This window comes from Fimbriimonas ginsengisoli Gsoil 348, assembly GCF_000724625.1.
Taxonomy (GTDB): Bacteria; Armatimonadota; Fimbriimonadia; order Fimbriimonadales; family Fimbriimonadaceae; genus Fimbriimonas; species Fimbriimonas ginsengisoli.
In genome coordinates this window covers 4,964,479-4,988,669 of record NZ_CP007139.1, presented here as the reverse complement: position 1 = coordinate 4,988,669, position 24,191 = coordinate 4,964,479, and the positions used below count along the sequence as shown (strand labels likewise).

The 24,191-nt window shown below is 62.1% G+C and carries 21 protein-coding genes and 1 tRNA gene; 12 read left to right on the top strand and 10 right to left on the bottom strand.

Translation table 11 applies throughout. The features are described from left to right. The first annotated feature begins 117 nt into the window (after positions 1–117). The 3 genes from OP10G_RS22535 to OP10G_RS22525 all read left to right on the top strand — a co-directional run bounded on the left by OP10G_RS22535 (position 118) and on the right by OP10G_RS22525 (position 2,999). Entirely contained in the window at positions 118–1,887 is a 1,770-nt protein-coding gene (locus tag OP10G_RS22535) for a M48 family metallopeptidase (RefSeq protein ID WP_025228170.1), read from the top strand. A gap of 153 nt (positions 1,888–2,040) precedes the next feature. Continuing rightward, a complete protein-coding gene (locus tag OP10G_RS22530; RefSeq protein WP_025228171.1) occupies positions 2,041–2,886 on the top strand; it encodes a WD40 repeat domain-containing protein in 846 nt (281 codons plus the stop codon). A 37-nt stretch (positions 2,887–2,923) separates the two neighbouring features. Next, positions 2,924–2,999 (top strand) — tRNA-Arg (locus OP10G_RS22525). An 80-nt stretch (positions 3,000–3,079) separates the two neighbouring features. Here the strand turns inward: OP10G_RS22525 and OP10G_RS22520 are convergent. After that, positions 3,080–4,519 (bottom strand): SLC13 family permease, encoded by a 1,440-nt coding sequence (locus OP10G_RS22520; RefSeq protein ID WP_025228172.1) that lies wholly within the window; start codon positions 4,517–4,519, stop codon positions 3,080–3,082. Between the two features lie 87 nt (positions 4,520–4,606). Here OP10G_RS22520 and OP10G_RS25405 point away from each other — a divergent pair, with 87 nt between their 5' ends. After that, positions 4,607–5,026, top strand: coding sequence for a MerC domain-containing protein (locus OP10G_RS25405; protein WP_025228173.1), 420 nt, complete (start codon positions 4,607–4,609; stop codon positions 5,024–5,026). A gap of 6 nt (positions 5,027–5,032) precedes the next feature. On the opposite strand, the gene OP10G_RS22510 is transcribed toward OP10G_RS25405, so the two are convergent. The 3 genes from OP10G_RS22510 to acs all read right to left on the bottom strand — a co-directional run bounded on the left by OP10G_RS22510 (position 5,033) and on the right by acs (position 8,413). Then, positions 5,033–5,728 (bottom strand): hypothetical protein, encoded by a 696-nt coding sequence (locus OP10G_RS22510; protein ID WP_025228174.1) that lies wholly within the window; start codon positions 5,726–5,728, stop codon positions 5,033–5,035. 21 nt (positions 5,729–5,749) lie between these two features. Continuing rightward, positions 5,750–6,232, bottom strand: coding sequence for a crossover junction endodeoxyribonuclease RuvC (ruvC, locus tag OP10G_RS22505; RefSeq protein ID WP_025228175.1), 483 nt, complete (start codon positions 6,230–6,232; stop codon positions 5,750–5,752). A 198-nt stretch (positions 6,233–6,430) separates the two neighbouring features. Next, positions 6,431–8,413 carry an acetate--CoA ligase gene (gene acs / locus OP10G_RS22500; RefSeq protein WP_025228176.1) on the bottom strand — a complete coding sequence of 661 codons (1,983 nt, stop codon included), beginning with the start codon at positions 8,411–8,413 and terminating at the stop codon, positions 6,431–6,433. A 280-nt stretch (positions 8,414–8,693) separates the two neighbouring features. Between acs and OP10G_RS22495 the strand changes: the two genes are divergently transcribed. From OP10G_RS22495 to OP10G_RS22485, 3 genes are all read left to right on the top strand, one after another. After that, positions 8,694–11,582: a PA14 domain-containing protein gene (locus tag OP10G_RS22495; protein ID WP_025228177.1), complete on the top strand. Its 2,889-nt coding sequence runs from the start codon at positions 8,694–8,696 to the stop codon at positions 11,580–11,582. 279 nt (positions 11,583–11,861) lie between these two features. Continuing rightward, positions 11,862–13,598 carry a family 10 glycosylhydrolase gene (locus tag OP10G_RS22490; protein ID WP_025228178.1) on the top strand — a complete coding sequence of 579 codons (1,737 nt, stop codon included), beginning with the start codon at positions 11,862–11,864 and terminating at the stop codon, positions 13,596–13,598. A 133-nt stretch (positions 13,599–13,731) separates the two neighbouring features. Next, positions 13,732–14,700, top strand: a complete 969-nt coding sequence (locus tag OP10G_RS22485) for a Gfo/Idh/MocA family protein (RefSeq protein WP_025228179.1) — start codon at positions 13,732–13,734, stop codon at positions 14,698–14,700. A 135-nt stretch (positions 14,701–14,835) separates the two neighbouring features. On the opposite strand, the gene OP10G_RS22480 is transcribed toward OP10G_RS22485, so the two are convergent. After that, entirely contained in the window at positions 14,836–15,537 is a 702-nt protein-coding gene (locus OP10G_RS22480; protein WP_025228180.1) for a superoxide dismutase, read from the bottom strand. Positions 15,538–15,678: 141 nt separating this feature from the next. Between OP10G_RS22480 and OP10G_RS22475 the strand changes: the two genes are divergently transcribed. Further along, entirely contained in the window at positions 15,679–16,128 is a 450-nt protein-coding gene (locus OP10G_RS22475) for a DinB family protein (RefSeq protein ID WP_025228181.1), read from the top strand. Between the two features lie 139 nt (positions 16,129–16,267). Here the strand turns inward: OP10G_RS22475 and OP10G_RS22470 are convergent, their stop codons facing one another. Together OP10G_RS22470 and OP10G_RS25400 are read right to left on the bottom strand one after the other, a co-directional pair. Continuing rightward, on the bottom strand, positions 16,268–17,890 hold the full coding sequence (locus OP10G_RS22470; RefSeq protein WP_025228182.1) for an amino acid permease: 1,623 nt from the start codon (positions 17,888–17,890) through the stop codon (positions 16,268–16,270). A 41-nt stretch (positions 17,891–17,931) separates the two neighbouring features. Further along, on the bottom strand, positions 17,932–18,411 hold the full coding sequence (locus OP10G_RS25400) for a DUF4174 domain-containing protein (RefSeq protein WP_025228183.1): 480 nt from the start codon (positions 18,409–18,411) through the stop codon (positions 17,932–17,934). Positions 18,412–18,511: 100 nt separating this feature from the next. Between OP10G_RS25400 and OP10G_RS22460 the strand changes: the two genes are divergently transcribed. After that, positions 18,512–19,483 carry a metallophosphoesterase family protein gene (locus tag OP10G_RS22460; RefSeq protein ID WP_025228184.1) on the top strand — a complete coding sequence of 324 codons (972 nt, stop codon included), beginning with the start codon at positions 18,512–18,514 and terminating at the stop codon, positions 19,481–19,483. 118 nt (positions 19,484–19,601) lie between these two features. Here the strand turns inward: OP10G_RS22460 and OP10G_RS22455 are convergent, their stop codons facing one another. From OP10G_RS22455 to OP10G_RS22445, 3 genes are all read right to left on the bottom strand, one after another. Next, positions 19,602–19,784, bottom strand: a complete 183-nt coding sequence (locus OP10G_RS22455; protein WP_144241319.1) for a hypothetical protein — start codon at positions 19,782–19,784, stop codon at positions 19,602–19,604. Between the two features lie 60 nt (positions 19,785–19,844). After that, positions 19,845–20,720: a prepilin-type N-terminal cleavage/methylation domain-containing protein gene (locus OP10G_RS25395; protein WP_025228186.1), complete on the bottom strand. Its 876-nt coding sequence runs from the start codon at positions 20,718–20,720 to the stop codon at positions 19,845–19,847. 91 nt (positions 20,721–20,811) lie between these two features. Then, a complete protein-coding gene (locus tag OP10G_RS22445) occupies positions 20,812–21,897 on the bottom strand; it encodes a glycoside hydrolase family 130 protein (RefSeq protein ID WP_025228187.1) in 1,086 nt (361 codons plus the stop codon). Positions 21,898–22,069: 172 nt separating this feature from the next. On the opposite strand from OP10G_RS22445, the gene OP10G_RS25390 reads away from it, so the two are divergent. Genes OP10G_RS25390 through OP10G_RS22435 form a run of 3 tightly spaced genes read left to right on the top strand, consistent with a single transcriptional unit; the run spans position 22,070 to position 24,181 of the window. Then, positions 22,070–22,900 (top strand): prepilin-type N-terminal cleavage/methylation domain-containing protein, encoded by an 831-nt coding sequence (locus tag OP10G_RS25390; RefSeq protein WP_025228188.1) that lies wholly within the window; start codon positions 22,070–22,072, stop codon positions 22,898–22,900. 11 nt (positions 22,901–22,911) lie between these two features. Then, complete coding sequence (locus OP10G_RS27085; protein ID WP_158409339.1) at positions 22,912–23,076, top strand: hypothetical protein; 165 nt, start codon at positions 22,912–22,914, stop codon at positions 23,074–23,076. Positions 23,077–23,092: 16 nt separating this feature from the next. Continuing rightward, a complete protein-coding gene (locus OP10G_RS22435) occupies positions 23,093–24,181 on the top strand; it encodes a LacI family DNA-binding transcriptional regulator (protein WP_025228189.1) in 1,089 nt (362 codons plus the stop codon). Positions 24,182–24,191 lie beyond the last annotated feature (10 nt).

The following is a 24,191-nucleotide window of genomic DNA, read 5'->3' as shown; positions in this document are numbered from 1 at the left end:
GGACGGCGGCGGGCGGGGAAGGTTCCGCAGGCGGGCCGGGCATTGACGGTGCTCGGTCGGAAAGAGAAGCTAATTTAACTTGCCGAACCTTAGTACAAATGATATCGTAATCCCCGAATGCGGTTTCCTAGGCTCCTGGCGCTGGTCTTGTGGTTGGTTGCGACGGCTTGCGTCCCGGCGCAGATGCCGGAGCGCGTCAGTGAAGGGCGCCTCCTCGGGGCCACGGAGCATCGGGTGCTGAGCCGGCTCAGCACCTATCTTGGATTTCCGAACACGCCGATCGATCACGGCCTCGTGGTGAGCGTCTATCTTTCGGCCTCCTCGGGTGAGATCCTGATGGTTGGACCTCCCAGCGGAAATGCCCAAGAGTACGCGAGTTTCTTGGCTAAATGGTCGAAGTGCGTGGGGAACCCGGTATCGGTGCAGTGGTCTCCGGAAAGCGACGGGGCGGCCGCGCGTCTCCGATGGGGGCATGGAACCTTCGGAATCGAACACGGGGAGCAAGCCGTACCGGTTGGAAATCTTGTCCAGTCGCTCCGTCAAAACCGGTGGGATGCCAAGGTCGCCCTCCGATATGTTCTGCACGCCGTTCCGCCGGGAGCGCGGACTCCGGAGGACTCCACCCGCACCTACGCGAGCTTCGACGTTTCCAACGTCGAAGCTAATTTCGTGGCCAGACCGACGGTCACTTTGCCGACCGGTATCGGCTTACTCTTTTGGGTCTTCGTGGGGTTTGTTCCGGTGGTTACCTCGCTTGGGTTCTTGGCGGCGGGGATCGTGGCTTCGCGGAAGAATCTGCCCTTGCCGATGCGCCGCCGCTACTACTCGAAGCTCGTCCGCTACACCTCGACCGGCGGCGTCGGCATCCACGCTCCGTTCGCTTTCTATCTCATCTACTCCGGGGCGCTAAAGCCGATCGCGGACTTGTGGTTTGGGAGCACAACTCTCTCCACCGTAATGATTCCGTTTTTGATCCTCCCGATGGTCGTACTCGCCCCGGCGGCCAAGGCAATGAGCGGATTGGAGAAGAAGCTGTTTGGCGCGACGGAGGAAGAGAAGTCGAAGCTTCCGGCTCCGATGCCGGTCGCCCCCGAAGCTCTTGCCCGCCGAGCCCGCTTCCGGCAGGCGACCTCCGTCGTTCGATATGTCGGAATCGCGACCTTGCTAGCGTCGCAAGCATTTCTGAATCAAAAGGTTGCCTGGCGACCAGCGCCGATCGTTTTCGGGTTGGTCTTGCTTTTCTTGGCGGAAAGCATCGTCCGCCCGTTCCTAAAGGCAAAACCGGGAGACTACGCCGAGAAGTATCGTGACGCCGGCCTCGACGCAGAGGCGAGAGATCTGGCCGCCCTGATGGGGACCGAGGTTCAGCTTGTTCAGGTCGATCGGAGTCCGGCGGGGGTGCTGTACCCGAACGCCCGGATCGACCGGAAAGGGAATGTCACCGTAACCGCCCGGGCCATGCAGATCCTCGAGCCGGCGGAGCGCCGGTTCCTGTTGGCACACGAACTCGCCCACCATAAACTGGGCCACGTCAAAACCCGCCTGCTTAAGGTGACGATACCGTTGCTCGCATGCTCGCTCCCGATGTTTTACGTGTTCTTGATGCTGTTCGGCGCGCCGCGCGTCTTCGCTCCCGGAGTCGGTTTCGGCCTTGCCGTGCTCGGTTCGTTTTACTCGCTGTTGTTTGGTCAAAAGATCCGTAAGCGGCATGAGTTGGAGGCGGACGCATTGGCGGTTCAGACGACCGGCGACTTGTCCGCCGCCGAAAACACGCTGAGCAAGCTCGCCCTCGGTTCTCCGATGCCGCACATGCACGAGCTGGACGAATTGGCGAGCCATCCTGCCCTTTCGCGTCGGATCGAGAACCTCCGGGCCGCCATATCCTAGGACCTTTACCGGGACTTTGGGCCCCGCTTGACTCGGGAGGAGAGTCTCTATAAGATAGCCGGAGTAAACGCTAGTAGGAGAGCTTCGATCATGAGCAGCCGTCTCGCGATACCACCAGATCCATTTGAAGTCGTTCGCCAACAACGTTTTGGAATGAACCACGTCGTTTACTCGCCGAGTGGATCGCTGATCGCGACCAGCGACGTGCGAATGAACGTGGCGGTCCACCGAGGCGACGAGGTGGTGCTATCGAGGAGCTTCGAAAGCCTTAGCCAGAAGATCCGCCCCACCGACCGGGTGCGCGGACTGCAGTTTTCTCCGGACGACCGCACGCTCTACGTGGCGGCGGGCGATACCCTTCGAGCGATCAATTTAGCGAACGGTCGAGAGACCTGGAGTTACACCCCGCCCCGCTCGTTTGGGTTCCTCATCGTTTCTCCCATCGCCCTTTCCGTCTCCGGGACCGGAGACGTGGCGGCCGCCTTCGATAACGGCAGCATCGCGGTTTGGGACGCGTTCGGCGGTATGCGCGCGCTTTGGCACGATAACGACTCACCAAGGTCGCTCTTCTTCATGAAAGACGGCAGCTTGCTCGCCGGTACCGACAGCTTCAGCCTTTGCGCGTGGGATATCGTCAGCCGGAAGAAGGTGTTCAAGCGTCGCCTCCACGAACGGGTTTTCGGGATGGCGGCAAGCGCCTTTGCCACCGTGGTGGCGACGAGGGCGCTCCGAACGGCTTCGCTTTGGAACCTGGAATCGGGCGAAGAGCTGATGTCGATCTCCGTCGGTTCGGGTCTGCCTTTGGTTGAGTTCCACCCCCGAAAGGAGATTGTGGCGCTCGGCACTCACGACGCGATCGAGATGGTCGATTTCGACGCCTGCCCGTTCGCGCGGTTCTCTATCGAAGACGCGCGCGTCATCTCGATGGCATTCTCACCGGACGGAAACGAACTCGCGGTGGGATGCTCGGACGAGCGGCTCCGGCGATTTCCCTTGTAGTCGGGCCAGTTCGACGCGGGTATAATCTCGGCCGTACGCGCTCGTAGCTCAGTGGATAGAGCATCAGCTTGCGGAGCTGAGGGTCGAAGGTTCGAGTCCTTTCGAGCGCGCCAATTTCCCGTGGCACGGCGATTCCGGCCCGTGTGTACCATGTCCATCCTGGACATGGCGAACCAACTCTCGCATCCTACTTTCAAGCCAGACCCAGCATCGGCAAAAAGATGCGGAGGCAGACGAAGATCGAGACAAAGCCGACGACGTCCAGTAGAATGCCCGCGCGCATCATGTCTTTGGCCGGCACCAGACCCGACGAGTAGACGATCGCATTCGGAGCCGTGCTGACCGGAAGCATGAAGCCGAAGGAGGCGCCGATCGCCGCTCCGAGGGCCGGAGCGATCGGGCTGACGTGAGCGCCCTGAGCCAGTCCGATCGCCACCGGAACAAGCGTGGTCGCCGCCGCCGTGTTGCTGGCAAGCTCGCTTAAGATAATAGAAGCCGCGATGCAGAGAGCGGTGATGCTCCATAAGGAGTGAGCCCCCGACGCCCGCGCGGCGATGTCCCCCAAATCCTTGGCGAGACCGCTTGAGAACAGCGCCTGGCCCAAGGCGATCCCGCCTCCAAACAAAAGAATCGTTCCCCATTCGATCTGAGTCCCCTCCGTCCAGGTAAGGGCTCGCCCCGAGGGCCGGTCTTTCGCCGGCAAGAGGAAGAGAAGCGAGGCTGCCACCAGGGCAGCGACCGCTTCCGTGACCCGGCCCTGCAGCCAAAGGGTGGCGGGCGCTTTCTTATCGAAAACCATTTCGGCGAGGCTGGGGAGAATCCAAAGGAAGAGAGCGAGACAGAAAGAGAGCAGCACGACTTTCTCGCTCTGCCGCATCGGCCCCATCTCCCGAAGGCGGGTACGCGCCTCGGTTCCCGCTGCCTCCGTCTTTGGCGCTCCCTTGCCGAACATCACCCAAAGAATCCCCCATGAAACTAGGAGGACCACGATCGTGATCGGCATCGCGAACCCCATCCATTGCAGCGTCGAGATCCGGACGTTCGTCGCTTTCTCGATCAGGCCGCGGCCGATCAGGTTGGGAGGAGTCCCGACCGGGATGCCGACCGCGACGCTGGAGGCCCAGGTCAGCGTCAACATCACGGCGACCGCATACGGAGTCTGGCTGCGCCGCTCGACCGTGCTGAGGACGGAGAGGCCGATCGGCAGCATCATCGCGGTAACCGCGGTGTTCGAGATGAGGAGCGAAAGCGAACACCCGACGACCGCTAGGGCGAGCAGCAGGCCCGCCGGCGAATTCGCCCACCTCATCCGCATCATCTGATAGGCGAACCGGTCGCTAAGCCCGCTCAGCTCCATTGCCCGCGCGAGGAGGAAGCTGCCGATAAAGAGCGGAATGATCGGATCGCCGTAGGCGGCGAACGCTTCCTTGTCCTTAACCCCCGCCACTAGTACCAGCGCGGAGGTGCTGAGGAGCGCCGTTACCGCGAGAGGCATCAGCTCGGTAATCCACAGAATGACGGTGGCCGCGAAGGTTGCTCCGACCAACGCCTTCGTCGGACCAAACCCCTGAAGAAGCAGATAGGCGAGGATGAATGCGATGACCGGGGAAGCAATTCGAGCAACGCTGCGCATGAGCGGCCATTGTAGCGGCTAAGGAGGTCCCAGGGGAATGGAACCGCTTTCGCGCTACCCCCGTAGGGTATAGTGGGATCGGAATTTATGAAAGCAAGCCGGGTGAACCTCGATAAAGTTGGAGCCTATGCCAGCGCGATCTGTGCAGTGCACTGCGTGCTCACCGGGCTGGCCTTGGGGCTCCTCTCGGTTGTCGGACTCGACTTTATCGGCTCTCCCATTACCGAAGCTTTCTTCTTTTTCACTACCGTCGGCGTCGGTACCGCGGCCGTCGTTCATGGGATTCGTCGCCACCATTCGGTTCTCCCGGCGACCATCTTTGCATCGGGTCTCTTCTGCCTGTTGGTGAGCCACTTCGTTTTCGGCCATGGCCACGCGGGGGAAGCGCCTTCGATCGGAGGGACTATCTTCTCTGTGCTTGGCGGCTTTAGCCTAGTCGGATTTCACGTATTGAATCGACGCTTGGCCCACACCTGCGGTTGCGACCACTGCCAAACCGGCGCCTAGGTTTTTTTACGGAAGCGGCTCGGTGAGGTGGATCGACTTGAAGAGGCGGTCGGCGTCGGCAAGGCCGGTCGTTTTATCGCTATCCCAATAGATGGCTCGCATGAATAAGGTGAGTCCGGAATGTTTGAAGCAGTAGACCACCGCGTCGCTGTTCCCTCGACCCGGCTCCGAATAGGCGACGTCGATTCGCTCGGCATTCTCGCCATCGACCTTCGTCGAGTCTTGCTTCACGGTCTTGAGAGTCAGATACCTCTCCTTTAGGTTGGAAATTACCGTGGTGCGATCCTGACTCAGCGTCGTGTGGAACCCCGGGGCATAGCGATAAGCCGTAATGTCGACATATAGGTAGGGGCTTCGTACGGTGTAGAGAGCCCAGCCCGAGAACCGGCTGATCGGGTTCGCTCGGCGAAATTGAAGCTGGCTTGTACGCGGCTCGCGTGGCAGCTCGAGACTCATGCCGAGATCGGGAAATTGGTAGCGGAACCAGCCGCCGGCACCGTTCGCTTCGCGCTTTTCTTCGCCGAAGTGTCTTAGGGGCGGGACGGTGTTTGCGGCTCGCTGAGCGGTGGATACGATCAGCCCGCCCAGCACCATACCGAAGATTCCCGACCCGATGATCGAAGGAAAAACCCAGCCGGGAAGGGGCGGCGGCTCCGGTGGAGCGGGAGCCCGGGCTGGATCGATGATCGGTGGAATTTCCACACCGAAGATCTTCGCACGAAATCAGGCGGGAATGACGATGCGGCTGCGGAAAGCGTGGGTGATCGCGATCGCCAGCGCGTCCGCGACGTCATCCGGTTTGGGTGGCTTCTCGAGCCCAAGAATCCGTTGCACCATAAACTGGACCTGCTTTTTGTCGGCATTCCCGTTGCCTACCACGCTCTGCTTGACCTCCGGAGGCGAATACTCCGCCCACGGAAGCCCTCTCAGGCTGCTGGCGAGCAGGATGACTCCAAGCGCCTTGGCCACATCCATCGCGGTGGTCTTGTTGACGGTGAAGAGAAGCCGCTCGGTGGCGATGGAGTCGGGGTGATGAAGGTCGATGATCTCCAGAACTTGCTCGTGGATGAGCCGCACCCGATCCGGCACGGAGATACGCGGAGTCTGGATGAGCCCGTAAGCAATCGGCGTCAACTTGGACCCCTCACGGCGAATGACGCCGTAACCGATTCGCTCTAGCCCGGGATCGATGCCGAGGATGATCATTGGCGACCTACCGTGGCACGGGCGGCTCGCCCGTGGGTATCAGGGGCGGCCCGCCCCTGTCTCGGTGTACTGAAAGTACACCGGGCGCAGGTACGAGCCAACCTGCGGCTACACGCCTTCGGCGTAGCTCCCTCACCCCCAACCCCCTCTCCCTCGTCGGGCACATGCATCCCGAGGAGGGAGAGGGGGCTTTCGGAGTTAGCTTTCGGTGCTTTCATACTTGTCTTTTAGCGAGGCGACCACGTTGGGGTCGGCTAAGGTGGTGGTGTCGCCGAGGGCGCGGCCTTCAGCCACGTCTCGCAGGAGGCGGCGCATGATTTTTCCGCTTCGGGTTTTCGGGAGCTCGGCGGTGATGAAGACGTCGTCCGGCCTAGCGATGGGGCCGATCTTGTGGGCGACGTGGGCTTTGATCTCGTTTACGAGGTGGGCGGGGTCTCCGTCGTGCCGGTGGTCCGAACGAAGGATGACGAAGGCCGCGATCGCCTGGCCCTTGAGCTCGTGCGTCTTACCGATGACCGCCGCCTCGGCGACCGCCGGGTGGCTGACAAGGGCCGACTCGACTTCCATCGTCGAAATGTTATGGCCGGCGACGAGCATGATGTCGTCGACCCGGCCGAGGAGCCAGAAGTAGCCGTCCTCGTCGAGCTTCGCCCCGTCGCCGGCGAAGTAGCGGCCGGGGAACTTCGACCAATACGTCTTCTCGAACCGGTCCGGATCGTTGAAGATGCCGCGGGTCATCGATGGCCAAGGGCGATCGAGCACCAGGAACCCGCCGACTTCGTGTCGAGAGCCGTCGGCCGGAGTAATGTCCATCCCCTCTTCGTTATAAATCCGGGCCGAAATGCCGGGGAAGGTGCGGGTGGCGGAGCCGGGCTTCGTCTCGGTAATGCCCGGGAGCGGGGTGATCATCATCGCCCCGGTTTCAGTCTGCCACCAGGTGTCGATTACCGGGCAGCGCCCCCCGCCGATCTCCTCCTGGTACCAGATCCACGCTTCGGGGTTGATCGGTTCGCCGACCGAACCAAGAAGGCGGAGCGAAGACAGATCGCATCGTCGGGGGTACTCGGCGCCCCACTTCATGAAAGCACGGATCGCGGTCGGCGCGGTGTAGAGAATCGTGGCGCGATGCTTCTCGATGATCCGCCAGAAGCGGTCTTTCTCGGGCGTATCGGGCGCGCCTTCGTACATCAAGACGGTCGCGCCGCATGCCATCGGGCCGTAGACGATGTAGCTATGGCCGGTGACCCAGCCGCAGTCGGCGGTGCAGAAGTGGAGGTCGTCGTCCTTCAGGTCGAGCGCCAGCTTGCTGGTGGCCATCGTGCCGGTAAGGTAGCCGCCCGTCGTATGCGTAATCCCCTTCGGCTTGCCGGTGGAACCGGAGGTGTAGAGGATGTAGAGTAGATCCTCGCTGTCCATAGAGGCGCAAGGGCAGTCGGTGGACTGAACGGAGACGATCTCGCTCCACCAAATGTCCCGGCCTGAGACCATCGCCACCGGGTTCGTGGCATCGGGGCCGATTCGCTCCAAGACGATCACCTTGTGAACACTCGGGCACCCCTTTTCGAGCGCCTCGTCCACCGTCCGTTTCAGCGGAACGATGCTGCCGCGCCGCCAGCCGCCGTCCGCGGTGACGATCACCTTGCATTGGGCATCGTTGGTGCGCTCCTGGAGCGAATCGGCGGAGAATCCACCAAAGACCACGGAGTGTGCGGCGCCGATCCGGGCGCAGGCGAGCATGGCAATCGCGAGCTCCGGCACCATCGGCATGTAGATGCAAACCCGATCGCCTCGCTCGACGCCGAGCTGCATCAGCGCATTGGCAAAGCGGGAGACCTCGTCCTTCAGCTCGCGATAGGTGATCGTTCGGCTGTCGCCCGGCTCGCCTTCGAAGACGATCGCCCGCTTATCCGGCGTTCGCTCGGCGTGCCGGTCGACGCAGTTATAGGCGGCGTTCAGCTTGCCGCCGAGGAACCATTTGGCGTTCGGGGCCTTGAATTCGCACACCGTGTGATACGGCTCGAACCAATCGAGCTGGTCGGCCCAGCCCTTCCACCACGCTTCGTAGTCGGCGTCCGCCCGCTCGTAGATGGCGGGGTCGTTGGCGTTGGCCTGGGCGGCGAACTCGGGCGAGGGCGCGAACCGGCGCTCCTCCGATAACAGCGTCTGGATCGTCTCTGACATGAGTAAGCCGAGTTTAGCCCGAATCGATTCGGGAGGCCGTGTACCCATGCGGACCGCCGGTCTCCAGACCGGCCTCCTTTACGGCGAAGCCGTGTGGTCAGCACCTCCGCGTGCCCCTGCCGTTCGCAGTTCATTTCCTAGGTGGCGGTAGGTTCTGCGACCTTTAGATTGGAAATTTGCGAGCGGCCGGATTTTGCGCATTCATCTGAAATTCCCTAGGAATCTTGCCTGGGAACCTCGATCGCGGGCGATACTAGCGCACGGTAGAGGGTATTTGAGAATGCAGCGGCTGTGCAAGATCGTTTCGACGTTAGTGGTTTCTTTGGTGCTGATAGGCGGGGCGGCCGCGCAGACGAGCTGGATCATGCGGGGATTCGACACGAATCGAACCGGCGCAAACGACCAGGAAAAGGTTCTGAAGCCTACCAATGTGAACTCGGGGCAGTTCGGCAAGCTGTTTTCTCGCGCCGTGGATGGGCAGATCTACGCCCAGCCGCTCATCGTTCCCGGCGTGATTATCCCTACCAAGGGGACGTTCACGGTGGCGTACGTCGCCACGATGCACGACAGCGTGTACGCCTTCGATGCGGAGAACGCGGGTAACGGCGCTCCGCTTTGGAAACGATCGTTTGTCGACGAATCGAAAGGGATCACCACCATCCCCTACCAGTTCCTAACCGGATTTCCGGACATCCACCCGGAAGTCGGAATCGTCAGCACGCCCGCCGTCGACGTGGCCAATCAGCTTCTCTACGTTGTGGTTCGAACCCTCGAGGGGGACGGAAATGTAGATGCCTCGTACCATCAACGGCTGTACGCCCTCGATCTCAGAACCGGCGTGACCAAGCTTGGTCCCAAGGAGTTGACCGCCAAGGTACCGGGCACGGGCGACGGCTCCGTCAACGGGTTCGTCAACTACGACGAGCGGCGTCAGAACCAACGGCCCGCCCTCGTGCTCAACGCGGGGAAGCTGTACATCGCGAGCGCTTCGCACGGCGATAACGGACCGTATCACGGCTGGATCCTTTGCTACGATGCCAAGACGTTCAAGCTGCTCGGTTCGTACTGCTCGACGCCGAACGCCGGGCTGGGCGGCTTCTGGATGTCGGGCCATGCCATGCCGATCGACGCGCAAGGGAACCTCTACGCGGTAACCGGTAACGGAAACTTCAACCCGCTCGCCTCCAACTTTGGCGATAGCGTCCTAAAGATCGACGGGACGGCGATGGCGGTCTCGGACTACTTCACCCCCTACAACCAGGCCAACCTCGAAGGATGGGATGCCGACCTGGGATCGTGCGGCGCGATCCTCATTCCCGGCACGAATCTGGTGGTCTCAGGGTCGAAAGAAGGGAAGATCTACGTTACCGACCGCACCAACATGGGTCACTTCGACGCGGCGAGCGACGATCACATCTACCAGTGGTGGTGGGCTTGCAATGGCCACATGCACGGTACTCCGGCCTTTTGGCAGGGCGGAACCGGCAACAAGAACCTCTACGCCTGGTCGGAAGGGGACACGTTAAAGGGGTTCAAGTTCGACGGCTCGAAATTTACGACCACCCCGTTTGCTACCTCGGCGATGCAAGCTCCTCCCGGCATGCCCGGAGGCTTTATCACGGTTTCTTCCAATGGAGCCGATTCCTCGAGCGGGATCGTTTGGACGACGCTGCCGTTTACTGGCGACGCCAACTGGAACACCGTGCCCGGGGTTTTGCGCGCCTTCCGAGCTACGGACCTGACCGAACTGTGGAATAGCCACATAGCGGACGAGGACGACTTTGGAAGCTTCGCCAAGTTCAACCCCCCGGTAGTGGTGAACGGCAAAGTGTACGTTCCCACCTTCTCAAACGAGCTGGCCGTCTATGGACTCCTGCCGGCAACCCCGCCAAGTGCCCCGGCCGCCGTTAAGGCGGAGGGTGGAAGCGGCGAGGTGGCCGTGACTTGGCGAACCGTTCGCGGAGCCGCAAGCTACGAAGTGCGCCGAGGCCCGGTCGGCGGTCCGTACGTGAAGGTCGGGACGACCACGACCGAGTCGCTCTACCTCGACAAGACGGTGACCAACGGAACCACGTACGCTTATGTTGTCGTCGCGAAGAACCCGTACGGAACGAGTGAGTCGTCGGTGCCCAGCTCCGCCACTCCGGCCGCCTCTATTCCGGATGCGGGAACGGGCCTCACCGCCGCGTTCTACAACGATCCCGCGGACGGCCGGCACTTCGTCACCCCCGCTCTTAAGCGACTCGACGCGACCGTAGACTACGATTGGGGCGACGGCTCGCCCGACCCGCTGGTGCAAACCGACAAGTTTTCCGCCCAGTGGTACGGAATGGTCTCGGCCAACCAAACCGGCTACTACACGTTCCAAACCGTGAGCGACGACGGAATCCGCCTTTGGGTGCGCAACCAGCTTGTCGTCGACAATTGGACCGATCATGGACCGGCAACCGACTTGTCGAAGCCGATCCTGTTGGTCGCCGGGCGGAGGTATCCGATCCAGATGGAGTTTTACGAGAATGGCGGCGGGGCAGTCGCCCGGCTCCTTTGGAACGGCCCCGGAACGGGCGGTCCGGTGGCGATTCCGACGACTAACCTGTTCCCGTATGGGAACACGACGCCGCCCGAGGACGGGGTTGTGGACCTGGCCTCCCAGTTCAATATCGACGGGATGAGCTTTGCCGCGAGAACGCAAGATGGCGACATCGGATTCAAAGGCCAGACCTACGCGGCGGAGACCATGATCGACACCTGGAGCGTGGGGGGAACGATCCCGGTTCTGCACGTCCTGGGTCCGAAGGATGTGGCGGGGAAGAACGTGATCGGATGCGACGGGCGCACGATGGTGGTGCCGGTTTACAACGCGCAGATGGTGAGTCTGTTGGGCTGCTCGGTCAATGGGTTCCAGAGCGGAACGTTCAAGTTCAACTACTCGGACGGCACCACCCTTACGCAGACGATCCGCTTTACCGATTGGGGCGCCCCCTCGCCCCGATTTGGCGAGGCGATGGCGGCGCGGTTCTCCAAGAGGCACGGACCGGCGGGAGACGTGGTGGCGATCACCTCGCTCTACCAATACCGGGTGCTGACCGACAAAACGAAACGGCTGATAAGCATCACCCTTCCGAATAACCCGGACATCAAAATCCTATCGTTGTCCATTCGACGGTAATCACGTAGCATCGGCTCCCAGCCGATGAGCCTGAGAGGGTTCATCGGCTGGACAGGAAATCGCAAAATCAGCTTGCGCCAGGCGAACGATTTTTTTGGTCGCCGATCCCTCCAGACGCGCCGTCTGGCAGGGTCCGACCATCGGTCGGGCACCTCCTGCGAGAACACCCCGCTGCTGCGGGACCCTCCAGACGACGCGTCTGGAGGGATCGTTGCCAGCAACGAGAGTTTTTGCGATGGCCCCTGGGAGCCGATGCCACGAACGGGTACACCCACGGGAATGGTCTTGCTATTGGCAGTTGTGGCGTTGGGGCAGGCAAAGATGTCGCTCCAGTCCCGATTCGAGCCGGGAACGGCCCTGCCGGGGATCTCGCCGGTTGTTATCGACGGGTTCCTGGATGGGATGGGGGTGGCCCAGCCGCTGGCCCGAAACCGGGGGATTCAGGCCCGGATCCTCTGGATCGACGCGACGGCGAACATCGACCGGTACAACAGCGACGCCAAGGTGGCAGCGCTTGTGGACAAGGTCAAGTCGGTCGGATTTAACACGGTGGTGTTCGACATCAAGCCGATCTCCGGGCAGGTCGTGTACAAGTCGGCCATCGCCCCGAAACTCGAAGTTTGGCGAGACAAGCGCCTGCCGATCGACTACGATCCGTTGGCGGCGATGTGCCGGGAGACCAAGCGCGTCGGCTTGAGCCTGATCGTCAGCCTCAACGCCTTCAGCGAAGGGCACCGGCTGTTTAAGGTCGGTCCCGGCTACGAACTCCCGGAGCATCAGACGGTGATCTACGAGCCGAAGCCGGTGGTCGTCGTCGGCTCGGAGCGGTTTCCGCTGGCGGCGAAGCTGGATGTGCTCGAATCGAACGCGGTGAGCGTTTTCACGTCGGCCGCGCGCGTGCCTTCGGGGGGAACCGTGGTGACGGTGCGAAAGAACGGCGTCATGGACCGGATCTCAAACGTGGCGACCGCCCCGCCGGCGGGCGGCGTGACGATGTTCGGCTCCGGGACCGCCGGCGAATTCCTGCGCCGTCAGGCGTCGGTTGGGCAACGCGTCGCCTTCGATACGGAGGCGACCTTCCTTCCCATGGCCCAGAGCCAGGCGACGCAGTACCCCCTGATGATGAACCCGAACGATCCGGAAGTCCGGTCGCGGGAGCTTGCGATCTTGCGGGAGGTGGCGACCCGATATCCGGTCGACGGGATGGTGTTCGACGACCGGCTTCGTTATGCGGGAATCGACGCCGACTTCAGCGAAGTCACTCGCCAACAGTTCGAGGCGGTCGTGGCACAGAAGCTGAATTGGCCGGACGACGTTTTCAAGTTCACGGTGACCCAAAACCTGACCCGGGGCGTCCGTCCGGGCCGGTTCTATGACCAATGGATGGCTTGGCGAGCCGCGAAGGTGACCGACTTCCTCGGCGAGGTTCGGCGAACGATCACGGCGGCCCGGCCGGGAATCCGGCTCGGAATGTACGTCGGCTCCTGGTACGGGGAGTACGCGCCGCTCGGTAACAACTACGCATCGCCGAAGGCGGAGCCGGCGTTTTGGTTTACGTCGCGAAACTACCGGCGATCGGGCGACGCACATTTGGTCGATTTCGTTATTCCGGGCTGCTACTACACCACCGCGACGATCCACGAGGCGATGTCTAAGGGGCTGAACATCGGCAGTACGGTGGAAGCCTCCGCTCACCTGGCGTACCGCCTCGTTCGCGACGAGGCGTGGACCTACGCCGGCTTATCGCTGATCGACTTTAAGGGCGATCCGGACGGCCTTGCGAACGCCCTCCAGGCCGCTTGTTCGGCGACGCAGGGGGTCATGGTGTTCGACCTGTCGCACGATATCGAGCCGATGTGGCCAGTCTTCGCCCGCGCTTTCGCGCAACCGGCTCGACCGCCTCACATGACGTCGCTGTTAGCGGACGTCCGCCGGACGCGGGCGTCCCTCGACCGTATGGGGGTGAAACCGCCCCCGATCACCATCGCCTCGGGGTCGGCCGGCACCGGCCAATAAGTGGCACTGGCATCTTGCCAGTGGGTCCCAAGGGCATCCTGCCCTTGGCGGATTCACACGACCCGGAGGGTCGTGGGGTTCATCGGCTGGGAGCCGATGCTACATGTGGGGTGGGGCGTGCCACAATGCGGCGATGAGAGTGGGGATCCTTGGGACCGGGTCGATGGGGAATGTGCATGCTCGGCAGTATCGGAAGATGCCGGAAGTCGAGATCGGATATCGCGATTCGCACCCGGAACGGGCGGACGGTTTTCGTGCTAAGTGGGAAGCCCTCCCCTGCGCTTCCTCCGACGAGCTGATCGCGTGGGCGGACGTCGTGGATATCTGTCTGCCAACCGACCTTCACCTGGAATACGCGCTAAAGGCGATTGCGGCCGGCAAAGCGGTGTTCATCGAAAAACCGTTCGCCCGCGACCTTTCGGAAGGGTCGACGATCATCGAAGCGGCGGGGAAGGCCGGGGTTCCGCTGATGGTGGGGCAGGTCGTGCGGTTTTTCCCGGAGTACGCCCTTGGCCACCGTCTGGTGCAGAGCGGGAAGATCGGAACTCCGGCGGCGGCGCGGCTGCGGCGAGGGGGCAAGGCGCCCCACGGCTCTCAGGACTGGTTCATGGACCACGGACGCTCCGGCGGGATCCTTCTGGATCTCGCGATCCACGACTTCGATTGGTTGCGGTGGACCCTGGGAGAGGTCTCACATCTGTACAGCCGGTCGGTCGGCGTGCAGTCCGGCGGCGGTCCCGATTACGCTTTGACGACGCTCACTTTCGAGAGCGGCACGGTCGCCCACGTCGAATCGACCTGGATGGACCCGTCCGGCTTCCGAGCCACTTACGAGGTGGCCGGCAGCGAGGGGATGATCGAATTCGACAGCCGCCAGTCGGCGTCGGTTCGGACCCACAAAAAGGAAGGCTCGAAACTACAGCACCCGGTGTCGGATACCGACGACCCGTACTACCAGGAGCTGTCCGGGTTCCTCGGCGCGGTGAAGAATGGCACTCCGATCCCGGTCCCCGGTTTCGAGGGGTTGATGGCGCTGAACCTGTCGCTGGCCGCGCTGGAAAGCGCGCGGACCGGGAACGTCGTCCGGCCGACGAAGCTGTAATCCTTGGAAGTGCGCGAAGCTCTTCGCGCTTTGCATTTCGACGCGAAGCGACGGGACTTTCCGGCCGGTGGCCGGAAAGTTTTCATCGCTCCGCGATGGGAGAAAGCGCGAAGGGCTTCGCGCACTCCCAAAGGGTTACTTGGCCTTACCGAGGCGGGCGTTGACGGCGTTCCAGTCGACGCAGTTGAGCCAGGCGTCGATGTACTTGGCGCGGGCGGTTTGGAAGTCGAGGAAGTAGGCGTGCTCGTAGACGTCAAGGGCGAGGATGAGCTCGCAGTTCCACTGCGGGAACGTGTCCTGGGCGTCGCCGATGAAGTTGAAGACCCGCTGCTCGTCGCGGTCGTAGGCCAGGTAAGCCCAGCCGCGGCCGGCGATGCCGGTCGTCTTGATATCCTTGGCCCAATTCTCGTACGAGCCGTAAGCCTCGTTGATCAGGGTCGCCACGTCACCGGAGGGCGCGCCGCCGTCGCCACCGATGGTGTCGAAGTAGACGTTGTGATTCTTGTAGCCGCCCAGCGCGAACGCGTAGTTCACCTTGAGGGCGCGCATCTGGCTATAGATCTGGTTCGCCTTGGCGGGGTCGACTTCCATCTCGGCGAGCGCCTTGCGGATCTCGTTGGTCTTGTTGGCATATCCCTGCCAGAGGGTGAGGTGCGCCTTGTGGGTCGCCTCGCTGATCCCCTTGGGGGCGGTCTTCAGCGCTTTCTGGATGTCGGCCTCAGTCGGCACGTGCACGAGTTTGGGTTCCATATTTTTCCGAATCTCCTTCGTCCGCGCGAGGGCGTTCAGCGGGGCTCCGGCCACTGCCGTCACTCCCGCCGCCGCGCTTGCGATCAATAGTTTTCTTCTGCTTAGTTGGCTTGCCTGTTCTGGCATGAGGACTCCCCCTTTGGTGGAAACCTTGCGGCAAGACTACCTGTCTCCGATCTACGGCGTGACCCCTTGCGCCGTCGGCCCAAAACCTGGCACGGTAGAGACATGGTTCCGTACACCCTCGCCATCGAGCTCACCCCCACGACTCTCCGCCGCCTTATCGACTGCGTCCATGCCGACCGATACGCCGAAGCACTGGAGCCGGATCGGTTCACGCTGACGGAGATGGTGGCCCACTTGGCGGATTGGGAGGACCTTTTCCTCGACCGGATGCGGCTTGCCCACGAAGCGCCTGGCAGCACGGTGGTGGTGTACGACGAAGGGGAACGGGCGGTCGAAAAGCATTACTCGACCCGCGATCTTCAGCACGAGCTCGACGTCTTCGAAAATCGTCGCCGCGACACCATGGACTTCTTGAACGGATTGTCGGAGGAAGAGTGGTCGAAGTCGTTCCTCCACCCACAACGCGGTCCCTTGACCATCCGCGACCAGGTCACGATGCTGCTAGGGCATGACCTGTATCACTTGGAGCAGGCAAGTCAATATTTGAGGTAAGTCCACCCGTAGCGTCGGCGCCCCGCCGATGATTCCGAAGGCAAGGCTCGCTTTTGCCAATGAGACAATGGGACTAACGAGACTGATGGGTCTCATGTGTCCCATCAGTCCACACGCCACAGTTCACATACCCAGCGCCTTACACCGCGACCGGGTCCTCGACGATCGAGGAGCCCGCCGGCTCCTCCACCTCGGGGCCGGTGAAACGGCCACGAACGCTTGCCAGGTACCAGACCACCGCCGCCGCCATGCAGCCGGCGAAGATGTAGCCGGAGAGCTCGTTGGGGGGCAGCACAAATAGGACTGTGATGAACGCAATCCAGGCGATCGCGACGATGGCGACTGGTTGACTCCATCGTCCGAGGCTCCAGGGTCCATCTCCGATTTGTGCCCATCGGCCGGATCGCATCGCGCGTAGCCGTAGGATCACCGGTAACCCGTAGGAAAGGTAAAGACCGATGACGCCGATGCCGGTGACCGCCGGATAGAGCGCGGCGAAGTCGAGGCCGTGAGGATTCTTGTCTCCCTTCGGGTTGAGCGCCACGAGCGCCGTGATCAGCGCGGGAAGGGCGAAAGCCAGAATGGACGCCAACCAAACCGCCGCCGATGGAGATCCGTGCCGATCTACGGTGCGAAGCTTCTTAGATCCAGGCAACCCGCCGTCGCGGGCAAAGGCGAAGATCATACGTGAGGTCGAGGTCACACAGGCGAGACCGCAGAACCACATCGCGATGGTCACCAGCCACAGGCACGCGCTTCCCGCCACCCCTCCAAGGGCGCCTTTGACGATGTAGACAAACGGATTCGAGTCGCCGGCAGCCGCGGGTAAGTCTTTTATCGCCAACGTGACCATGGCCAGCATCGCAAAGCCGGCGACCGCCGACACGGCGACCGATAAGTAGACGCCCCAAGGGGCGTGCAAACGGGCGTGTCGCGTTTCTTCGCTGGTGTGGGCGCTGGCATCGTAGCCGGTGTAGGTCCACTGAGCCTGGAGAAGGGCGACCAAGAACGCGTAGCTGTAGGGATGCCCGGCCAAGGTCGAGTAAGTCTTGGTGAACATGTACTCAATCGGCTGTTTAGGCCCGAAGATGGCGAGCGCAATGACGATCGCCAGGACACCGACGATGTGATAACCCGCGCTGAGGTCGTTGAGCCGGGCGACCAGGCGGATGCCGCGATGGTTGAGGGCGGCATGCATTAGGAGGATCGCGCCGCAGACGGCAAGTACGATCCAAGCGTTCTTGTCGTTCAGTCCCAACAATGGGGTTAGAAACTGCGCACAGCCATAGTCGATTCCGGCAATGGTGGCCACCAAGCCGATTAGGTTCAAAAACGCGGTAAACCAGCCCCAACCAGAGCCGCCCAGTAGCGAAGACCAATGGTACAGCGCTCCTGCGGTGGGGATCGCCGACGCGAGCTCGGCCATCGACGCCGCCACGAAAAGGACGAAGAACGTGACCAGCGGCCAGCCTAATCCCATCACCGCCGGACCGGCATTCGTCAGTCCATAACCGTAAAGCGTGATCCCGCCGGTGAGGACGGAGATGACCGAGAACGAGATGGCGAAGTTAGAGAAGCCGCCCATGTCGCGCAGAAGCTGCTGCGCGTAGCCGAAGCGGGCGAGGTCTCGCTCCTCGGGGCGGTCGGCATGGGTGCGTCGCCAGGCGGCGGTGCTCTTTATCGCCGCCCGGGCCATTCCGGCGGCGACCAAAACGACGAGGAGAATCAGGCCGATCCCAAGCAAGAGCCCGTTCGGAATCATGCCCGTACTATAAGCGGATTTTCGCGAGAACGGGAATGGGGCTATCGAACGGAAACGCCCTGGCGGCGAAGCTCTTGCTGACGCATCGGCATCTCGTCGACCAGGTCGAAGATCTGCGAGGCGGAAACCGAGGAGGATTCGTCCAGCGCCGTGGCCCCATCTTTGCCGAGAAGCACAACCCGGAACTGTCCGCGACGGACGTTGAACAGGGTGCGAAGCAGGGAAGCGTCGCTCGGCTTTACCGTTCCACCCGGCCCGCTGCTAAGGACGTGCAGCTCGGCGATGTCGCGATCCCGAAACGCCTCCATCTGCCCGGCGATCTCCCGAAGCTGACGCTGATAGCGCGAGTCGTTCCGGTTCGGAGCGAACAGGATGAGCACCCGGTTCCGGTTTCGGTATCGAGCGAGGTTCAGCCGCTGCTCTCGCCGGCTGCCCGTCCGATGGCCGAAGATGTAGGCGAGGCCGGATAAGGCGGCGGCGACTCCGGCAACGATCGCAAGTGTACGCGGTGAGACTTCCATGGCTTGTATTTGCGACGGCAACCGGCCCCGAGTGGTTCAAGGATCGCTCTTATCCGATCCTTAACGGGTAAACGCGCCGGGGGGGACGTATATTCGTGGAATGTCTTACGTGCTCGTCGCGCTATGCCTAGCGGCTACTCCTCTCCGTCCGGCTGCGGACCACGTCCGGTTCGTGGTGACCGGCGATGACCGGTGGAATACGAACTCTCCCCGCCCCGGCATGGACGAAAATGGAGTGAACGTGACCGGCCTCGGCCGGCTCGTTAAGGCGATCCTCGACGAGAAGCCGGATGTGCTGCTCGTAAATGGAGACTTGGTTGGCGGCGCGGATACCGACGAGACGGAGAGCTCGCAGTTCGACACTTGGCTCAAGACGATGAAGCCGGTGTACGACGCCGGTATCAAGGTGCTGGCCGCCCGCGGGAACCATGAGATGCATTGCCCCCACCCGGCCGACGTTTGGCGAAAGGCGCTGAGCGGACCTTACAGCAACCCGAACGACGGTCCCGCCGGCGAGGAAGGGATGACCTATGCCTACCCGCTCAAAAATGTCCTCTTCCTCTCTCTCGATCAGTTTCAGCAGAAAGAGCTGGGTGTGAACCAGGAGTGGTTGGACAAGACCCTGAAAGCGCCGCATCCGCCGCACGTCTTCGCCTTCGCCCACAAAATGGCGTTCTTCTCGGGGAACCACACCGACGGCATGTGGACGGTTCCGGCCGCGCGAGACTCGCTGATCAAATCCTTGGCCGACGCCGGCGCGCGCACGGTCTTCTTCGGTCACGATCACTTGTACGACCACCTCGCCGCAAAGCTGCCGGGCTGGCCCGAAGATCGGGCGATCCATCAGTTCGTCATCGGCACCGCCGGCGCCCCGTTCGTAAAAGGGAAAACGCTGACAACCACCGATCAAGAGTGGTCCCTTTCCCGGATCGCCCACGTCGAGCAAAAGCTCGGTTACTGCCTTGTCGACGTTGACGGGGACAAGGTCACCATCACCTTCAAGGCTGAGGGGAACCAGGGAGTCTTCGAGAAAGCGGACGAGTTCAGCTATTCGCTAGCCACCAACAAGTAGCGTCGGCGTCCCCGCCAGCCAGATAAGGTGGCACGGGCGGCTCGCCCGTGGGTATCTCGGGCGGCCCGCCCGAGTAAGAAACCGTTCGGTCATCCCTATCTAAACCGTATTACCCTGCCTACTGCCCAACCGGGCGACTGGTCGAGTTCGCGGACGCGACTTTGTTCGCCCGCCGCTTCTCACGGTCGGCCGCGAAGTTATTGTTCGGATCGGAACGTTCGATGGGACCGCCGCATCCAATGGCAGACATCGCGACCAGTATGGCCGCCACGCCGATGGCGAAAGACTTAGTTCTATTCATGGTGGTTTGAGGCCGAAACATTCGGGCAGCGATGCTAAATCGCTGCCCATCGAGACCCGCTTAGGGGTTGATGACGGTGTTGGCGTAGATGTCCTTGACCGCATCCGCGCACGTCTCGCTACCGCTCTGGAGCGGATAGTCGCCCGGGAAGGAGTTGCCGGCATAGGCGGCGTCGGGAACGAAGCTTGGGTCGAAGCACCACTTGGCGGCGTCGAGTTGATTTGCCGGACGCATCACCAGTCCGTAGCCGTTGTATTCCGCCGACTTAACCAGTAGCGACTTCGCATGTCCATCGGTGTATCCGAAGCTGAAACGGCCGGAGAATCGAAGCCGGGCCGAGCTCACCTTGTCCGGGTAACGGGAGAGAATGTTATCGAGTCCCACCGAGTAGCCGGGATTGTCGTTGCTGGAACCGAACGCCACGAGGTTGGCGGGCTCTTGAACCTGGCTCAAATTGCGCCCCGCGCGGAGCGTCTTGCCGTTCGCATCGACGGTTTGGGTCTGAAGAAGCCCGTAACCGCTGTCGCTGACGAGTCCGTCGTTGTAGCCATATCCCAGGCACGTGCCGGTCGGGTTGATATCGTCGTAGCACTTGAACGGATCGCTCGCCTGAGTGAATTTGTCGAGCCGGCCAGGCGAAAGGAAGAGGTTCCAGCTCTTCACGTAGGGATAAAGGTCGTTGTACCAAGACGTGTAGCTGCTGGTCGGTAAGCCATCGAGGCCCGGCTGTTTCGCCTTGGAGACGGTGGGCGTCGAATCGTCGTAATCGCCGGCGTACATGTGGAACGCCGTGCCGATCTGCTTGGCGTTGCTGAGGTCGGAGATCTGCTTGGCTGCTTGCTTGGCTTGGGCAAAGACAGGGAACAGGATGGCGGCCAAAATGGCGATGATTGCAATGACGACTAGAAGCTCGATCAGGGTGAATGCTTTTTTCATATGAAGTCTCCCCGTTGAGCTTCGAATCGCGATGTCAACGCCCGATTAACGCGGTAGCCATCGTTAACCTAATCAGAAAACTTGCAATTTTCTAAGAAAGGCGAGGAGCTGAAGCGACCGCGATTTTCGAATCGGCGGTGCCGTAATACAAGAGCCACCGGTCCCCGAACGGGACCAGCCCCTCCGCGAAACAGACGTTGCCGACCTGCCCGGTGACCTCGTACTGGCGCTCTGGAAATAGGAACGGCTCGGCCGTCCGGGCAAGAACGGCCGTCGGATCTAGCGGGTCGAGGAGCAGCTGGCCTACCGAGTAAGTCGAACCGTCGTTTTTGCCGTGGTACATGAGGACGATCCCGTGCTCGGTGATCACCGCCGGCGGGCCGGGCTCGACCAGGACGGAATCGAAACGGCCGGTCCGAGGGCGGATGACAGCGACGAGCGCCTCGCGGTCGGAAGCGGTGACGCCGACTTCGGCGGGGCTCCAACGAGCCGCGATGTCGGGTGCGCTCGGCATTCCGGCCTGATCGGAGCGGGCGGCCTGCGTGGGATGTACGACCGGCCGCCAATGAATCAAGTCGTCCGAAGTCGCGGCGAAGATATACGACTCGCCCCAGTACATCCAGTACTGTCCGCGCAACTGGGTCGCGACGAGCCGCTCGCCGTCGACCCGGCAGACGATCGCTCCGGATTTGCTCCAGAGGTCCGGCATCTCGGGGAAGGCGAGGCCGTGTTTGGTCCAGGTTCGGAGGTCGGACGACGTGGCGACGCAGAGGCGCGCCTTCACCCCGTCGTAGGCGGTGTAAGTCATCAGGTAGCCGCCGTCTTCCGTGCCACAAACCCGCGGGTCTTCGCATCCGCCCTCCCATTCGTACCCCCGGAGGGCGTCGTTGGCAGGGAAGAGAACGGGCTCCGCTTCACGCCGAAAGGCGAGGCCGTCGTCACTTACCGCAAGGCCGATGCGAGAGGTCCCGAGGTGTTTGCCGACCGTGTCTTCCGACCGATACAAGAGGTGGATGGCGCCATCCCGCGCGACGGCGGCGGGATTGAAGACGTCCTTTTCTTCCCAGGCGATTGAGCCCGCGAGCGGGCAGGTCCACTTCGACTCGGCGGAGGGTCCCAGCACCGGATTTGACTCGTCCAGTTTCGTAAAGGGGCCGATCTGCCAGGGCGTGCTCACATCCGATTATGGGCAAGTTTTAGAATGCCTATGCATTTCGAACTATTTTCAGTCTTTTGTTGGCAAGGTTTGGTTTTTGTCGTAGAATGCTCTCAGTCCTGTTTACCGCTTAGAAGGGACACTCCACCATGGCAACGCAGCATGGGGATATCTATTTGCAACGGAGCGAACCATGAATCGTAAGGCCTTTACCCTCATCGAACTTCTCGTCGTGATTGCGATCATCGCAATCCTCGCGGCGATCCTATTCCCCGTCTTCGCGCAGGCCAAGCTCGCCGCCAAGAACATCGCCTCTCTTTCCAACCTGAAACAGGTCGGAACCGCTTTTAAGGTTTACGTCGGCGACAACGACGACGCGTATCCCACCTACGGCTCCGACCCCAATCTGGGAAGCGGATGCATCCCGAACATGGAGTGGATGACCGCGGCCGGCGGCTGGGCTTACAAGGTCTATCCGTACACCAAGAACGGAGACATCTACTCGGTTCCCGCTTCCGTAAAGCCGTTCTGGCTGGGCGAAGGGAGCTGGGGTTGGTGCGGCGGCAAGCCGAGCGACCCGGTGCTCGCGGCGATGGCCGACGACTTCAACTCCAAGGTGAAGAACGGCGTGCAGTACATGTACCGCAAGGCGTTCGGCGGCGCGGCGCGCCCCGACTTCGCCGGTGGCCCGATCACCGACACCATGGCGGCGAACCCCGCAAACACGTTCGTGAACTACGAGTACGCCAGTTGGAGCACGGACCCCAACGTTCACATTTGGGGCCAGTACACGCCGTCGGACATCTCGACCAAGATGGCGCTCAACGCGGTCTTCATGGACGGCCATGCGAAGAAGGTCAAGGGATTCGGCTTCCGTGCCCTTCAATACGCGGGGGACATCGGCTGGAAGTCGGGCGACGGAAAGGTCGGCATGGACCTCGACTGGTTCCTGCGAATGCCGGATGCGTCGGGCAAGGTAAGCAACTCGGCGACGCCCGCAGACGACACTAAGGACGTCAACTAGGCCCGTCAGCTATGAAACTCAACGTACCGACTCCCGCGATCGTGGCGATCGTCGTCGTTGTGGTCCTCGTTATCGGCGCTCTTTTTATGAAGGGCGCCGGCGGGGAAGCGGCGGCTCCGAAGCCCGACGCATCCCGTTTCCTCCCGAAGGGGGTATCCCCTATGAAGACCCCTTAGAAAAGGCCAGATTCCGATGCGTAACACGAATGGCGACCGGCGCGAAACTCCGTTCCAACGAATCCTCACGGATATCGAGGAGCAGATCGGTCGGGCCGACCTAAGCCCGGGAGACGTCTTGCCCACCCGGGCCGACCTTGCTAAACAGTACGATGTTGCCCGAGCTACCGTCGACAAGGCGCTCGCCGAGCTCTCCCGCCGGGGGCTCATCGAGAGCGGAAGCGGGCGACGCACCCTCGTCCTCGGCAAGAGTGCCGCTCGGGACGTGGTAAGCACGATCGGCGTGCTGTGGAACTGGCCGGAGGACCAGGAGCGGCAAGGCGGGGATTACCTCGATCTGCTGTTCCGGGGTATCCGCGAAGCTTGCGCCGAGTACATGCTCGAGGTCCACTTCCGCTCGGCCCCGCTCCACACTTGGACGGAGCTCGTGCAAGGGAAGGGGGCTCAAGGGCTGTTGGTGGTGCGCCCCGACTACGCGGACGCCACGATCATCGAGGGTATCCACGCGGCGGGGGTCCCCGTCGTGCTTGTGCCGGGTGTGCTAGACGAGAGTCCGGTACCGTCGATCTCCTCAAATAACGCATCGGGCGCGGAGGCGGCGGTCGAACATCTTTACGAGCTTGGCCATCGAGACATCGGGTTCGTCGGCCTCACCGCCACCGTGCCCGACCACTTCGAGCGGCTGAAGGCTTTTCTGGAAACGACCGGACGCCGCGGTATCGCCGTACGACCCGAGTGGATCTGCCTTGCTCACGAGCGGAACCCCGCTCTCTTCCGAGAGCGTCTTGGCCAGTGGCTGCGGCCGGACCACTATCCGACCGCCGTCGTCTCGTGCGACTTTATGATGACCTTGGCCGTACTCGGCCGGTTGCGGGATCTAGGTTTGTCGGTTCCGGAACAGATTTCGGTGGTCACCTTCGACGACCCGCCGGCGGCGGGGCAGATGCACCCTTCGCTGACTGCGGTCGCGCAACCGATTCCGCTCCTCGGCTACCGAGCCATTCAGCGGCTGAGAGAGATCGTCTCCGGGCAGGAAGTGCCCCATATCGATCGCCTCGCCACCCACCTCGTCGTGCGCGAGTCGACCGCCGCCCCTTGCCGGTAACTCCCGTTTT

Coding starts and splice junctions, on each gene's coding strand:
- OP10G_RS27085 (WP_158409339.1), top strand. CDS start 22,912: ATGAAACTCAACGTACCGACTCCCGCGATCGTGGCGATCGTCGTCGTT.
- OP10G_RS22535 (WP_025228170.1), top strand. CDS start 118: ATGCGGTTTCCTAGGCTCCTGGCGCTGGTCTTGTGGTTGGTTGCGACG.
- OP10G_RS22495 (WP_025228177.1), top strand. CDS start 8,694: ATGCAGCGGCTGTGCAAGATCGTTTCGACGTTAGTGGTTTCTTTGGTG.
- OP10G_RS25405 (WP_025228173.1), top strand. CDS start 4,607: ATGAAAGCAAGCCGGGTGAACCTCGATAAAGTTGGAGCCTATGCCAGC.
- OP10G_RS22490 (WP_025228178.1), top strand. CDS start 11,862: ATGGTCTTGCTATTGGCAGTTGTGGCGTTGGGGCAGGCAAAGATGTCG.
- OP10G_RS22520 (WP_025228172.1), bottom strand. CDS start 4,519: ATGCGCAGCGTTGCTCGAATTGCTTCCCCGGTCATCGCATTCATCCTC.
- OP10G_RS22435 (WP_025228189.1), top strand. CDS start 23,093: ATGCGTAACACGAATGGCGACCGGCGCGAAACTCCGTTCCAACGAATC.
- OP10G_RS25400 (WP_025228183.1), bottom strand. CDS start 18,411: ATGGAAGTCTCACCGCGTACACTTGCGATCGTTGCCGGAGTCGCCGCC.
- OP10G_RS22455 (WP_144241319.1), bottom strand. CDS start 19,784: ATGAATAGAACTAAGTCTTTCGCCATCGGCGTGGCGGCCATACTGGTC.
- ruvC (WP_025228175.1), bottom strand. CDS start 6,232: ATGATCATCCTCGGCATCGATCCCGGGCTAGAGCGAATCGGTTACGGC.
- OP10G_RS22470 (WP_025228182.1), bottom strand. CDS start 17,890: ATGATTCCGAACGGGCTCTTGCTTGGGATCGGCCTGATTCTCCTCGTC.
- acs (WP_025228176.1), bottom strand. CDS start 8,413: ATGTCAGAGACGATCCAGACGCTGTTATCGGAGGAGCGCCGGTTCGCG.
- OP10G_RS25395 (WP_025228186.1), bottom strand. CDS start 20,720: ATGAAAAAAGCATTCACCCTGATCGAGCTTCTAGTCGTCATTGCAATC.
- OP10G_RS22530 (WP_025228171.1), top strand. CDS start 2,041: ATGAACCACGTCGTTTACTCGCCGAGTGGATCGCTGATCGCGACCAGC.
- OP10G_RS22475 (WP_025228181.1), top strand. CDS start 15,679: ATGGTTCCGTACACCCTCGCCATCGAGCTCACCCCCACGACTCTCCGC.
- OP10G_RS22460 (WP_025228184.1), top strand. CDS start 18,512: ATGTCTTACGTGCTCGTCGCGCTATGCCTAGCGGCTACTCCTCTCCGT.
- OP10G_RS22485 (WP_025228179.1), top strand. CDS start 13,732: ATGAGAGTGGGGATCCTTGGGACCGGGTCGATGGGGAATGTGCATGCT.
- OP10G_RS25390 (WP_025228188.1), top strand. CDS start 22,070: ATGAATCGTAAGGCCTTTACCCTCATCGAACTTCTCGTCGTGATTGCG.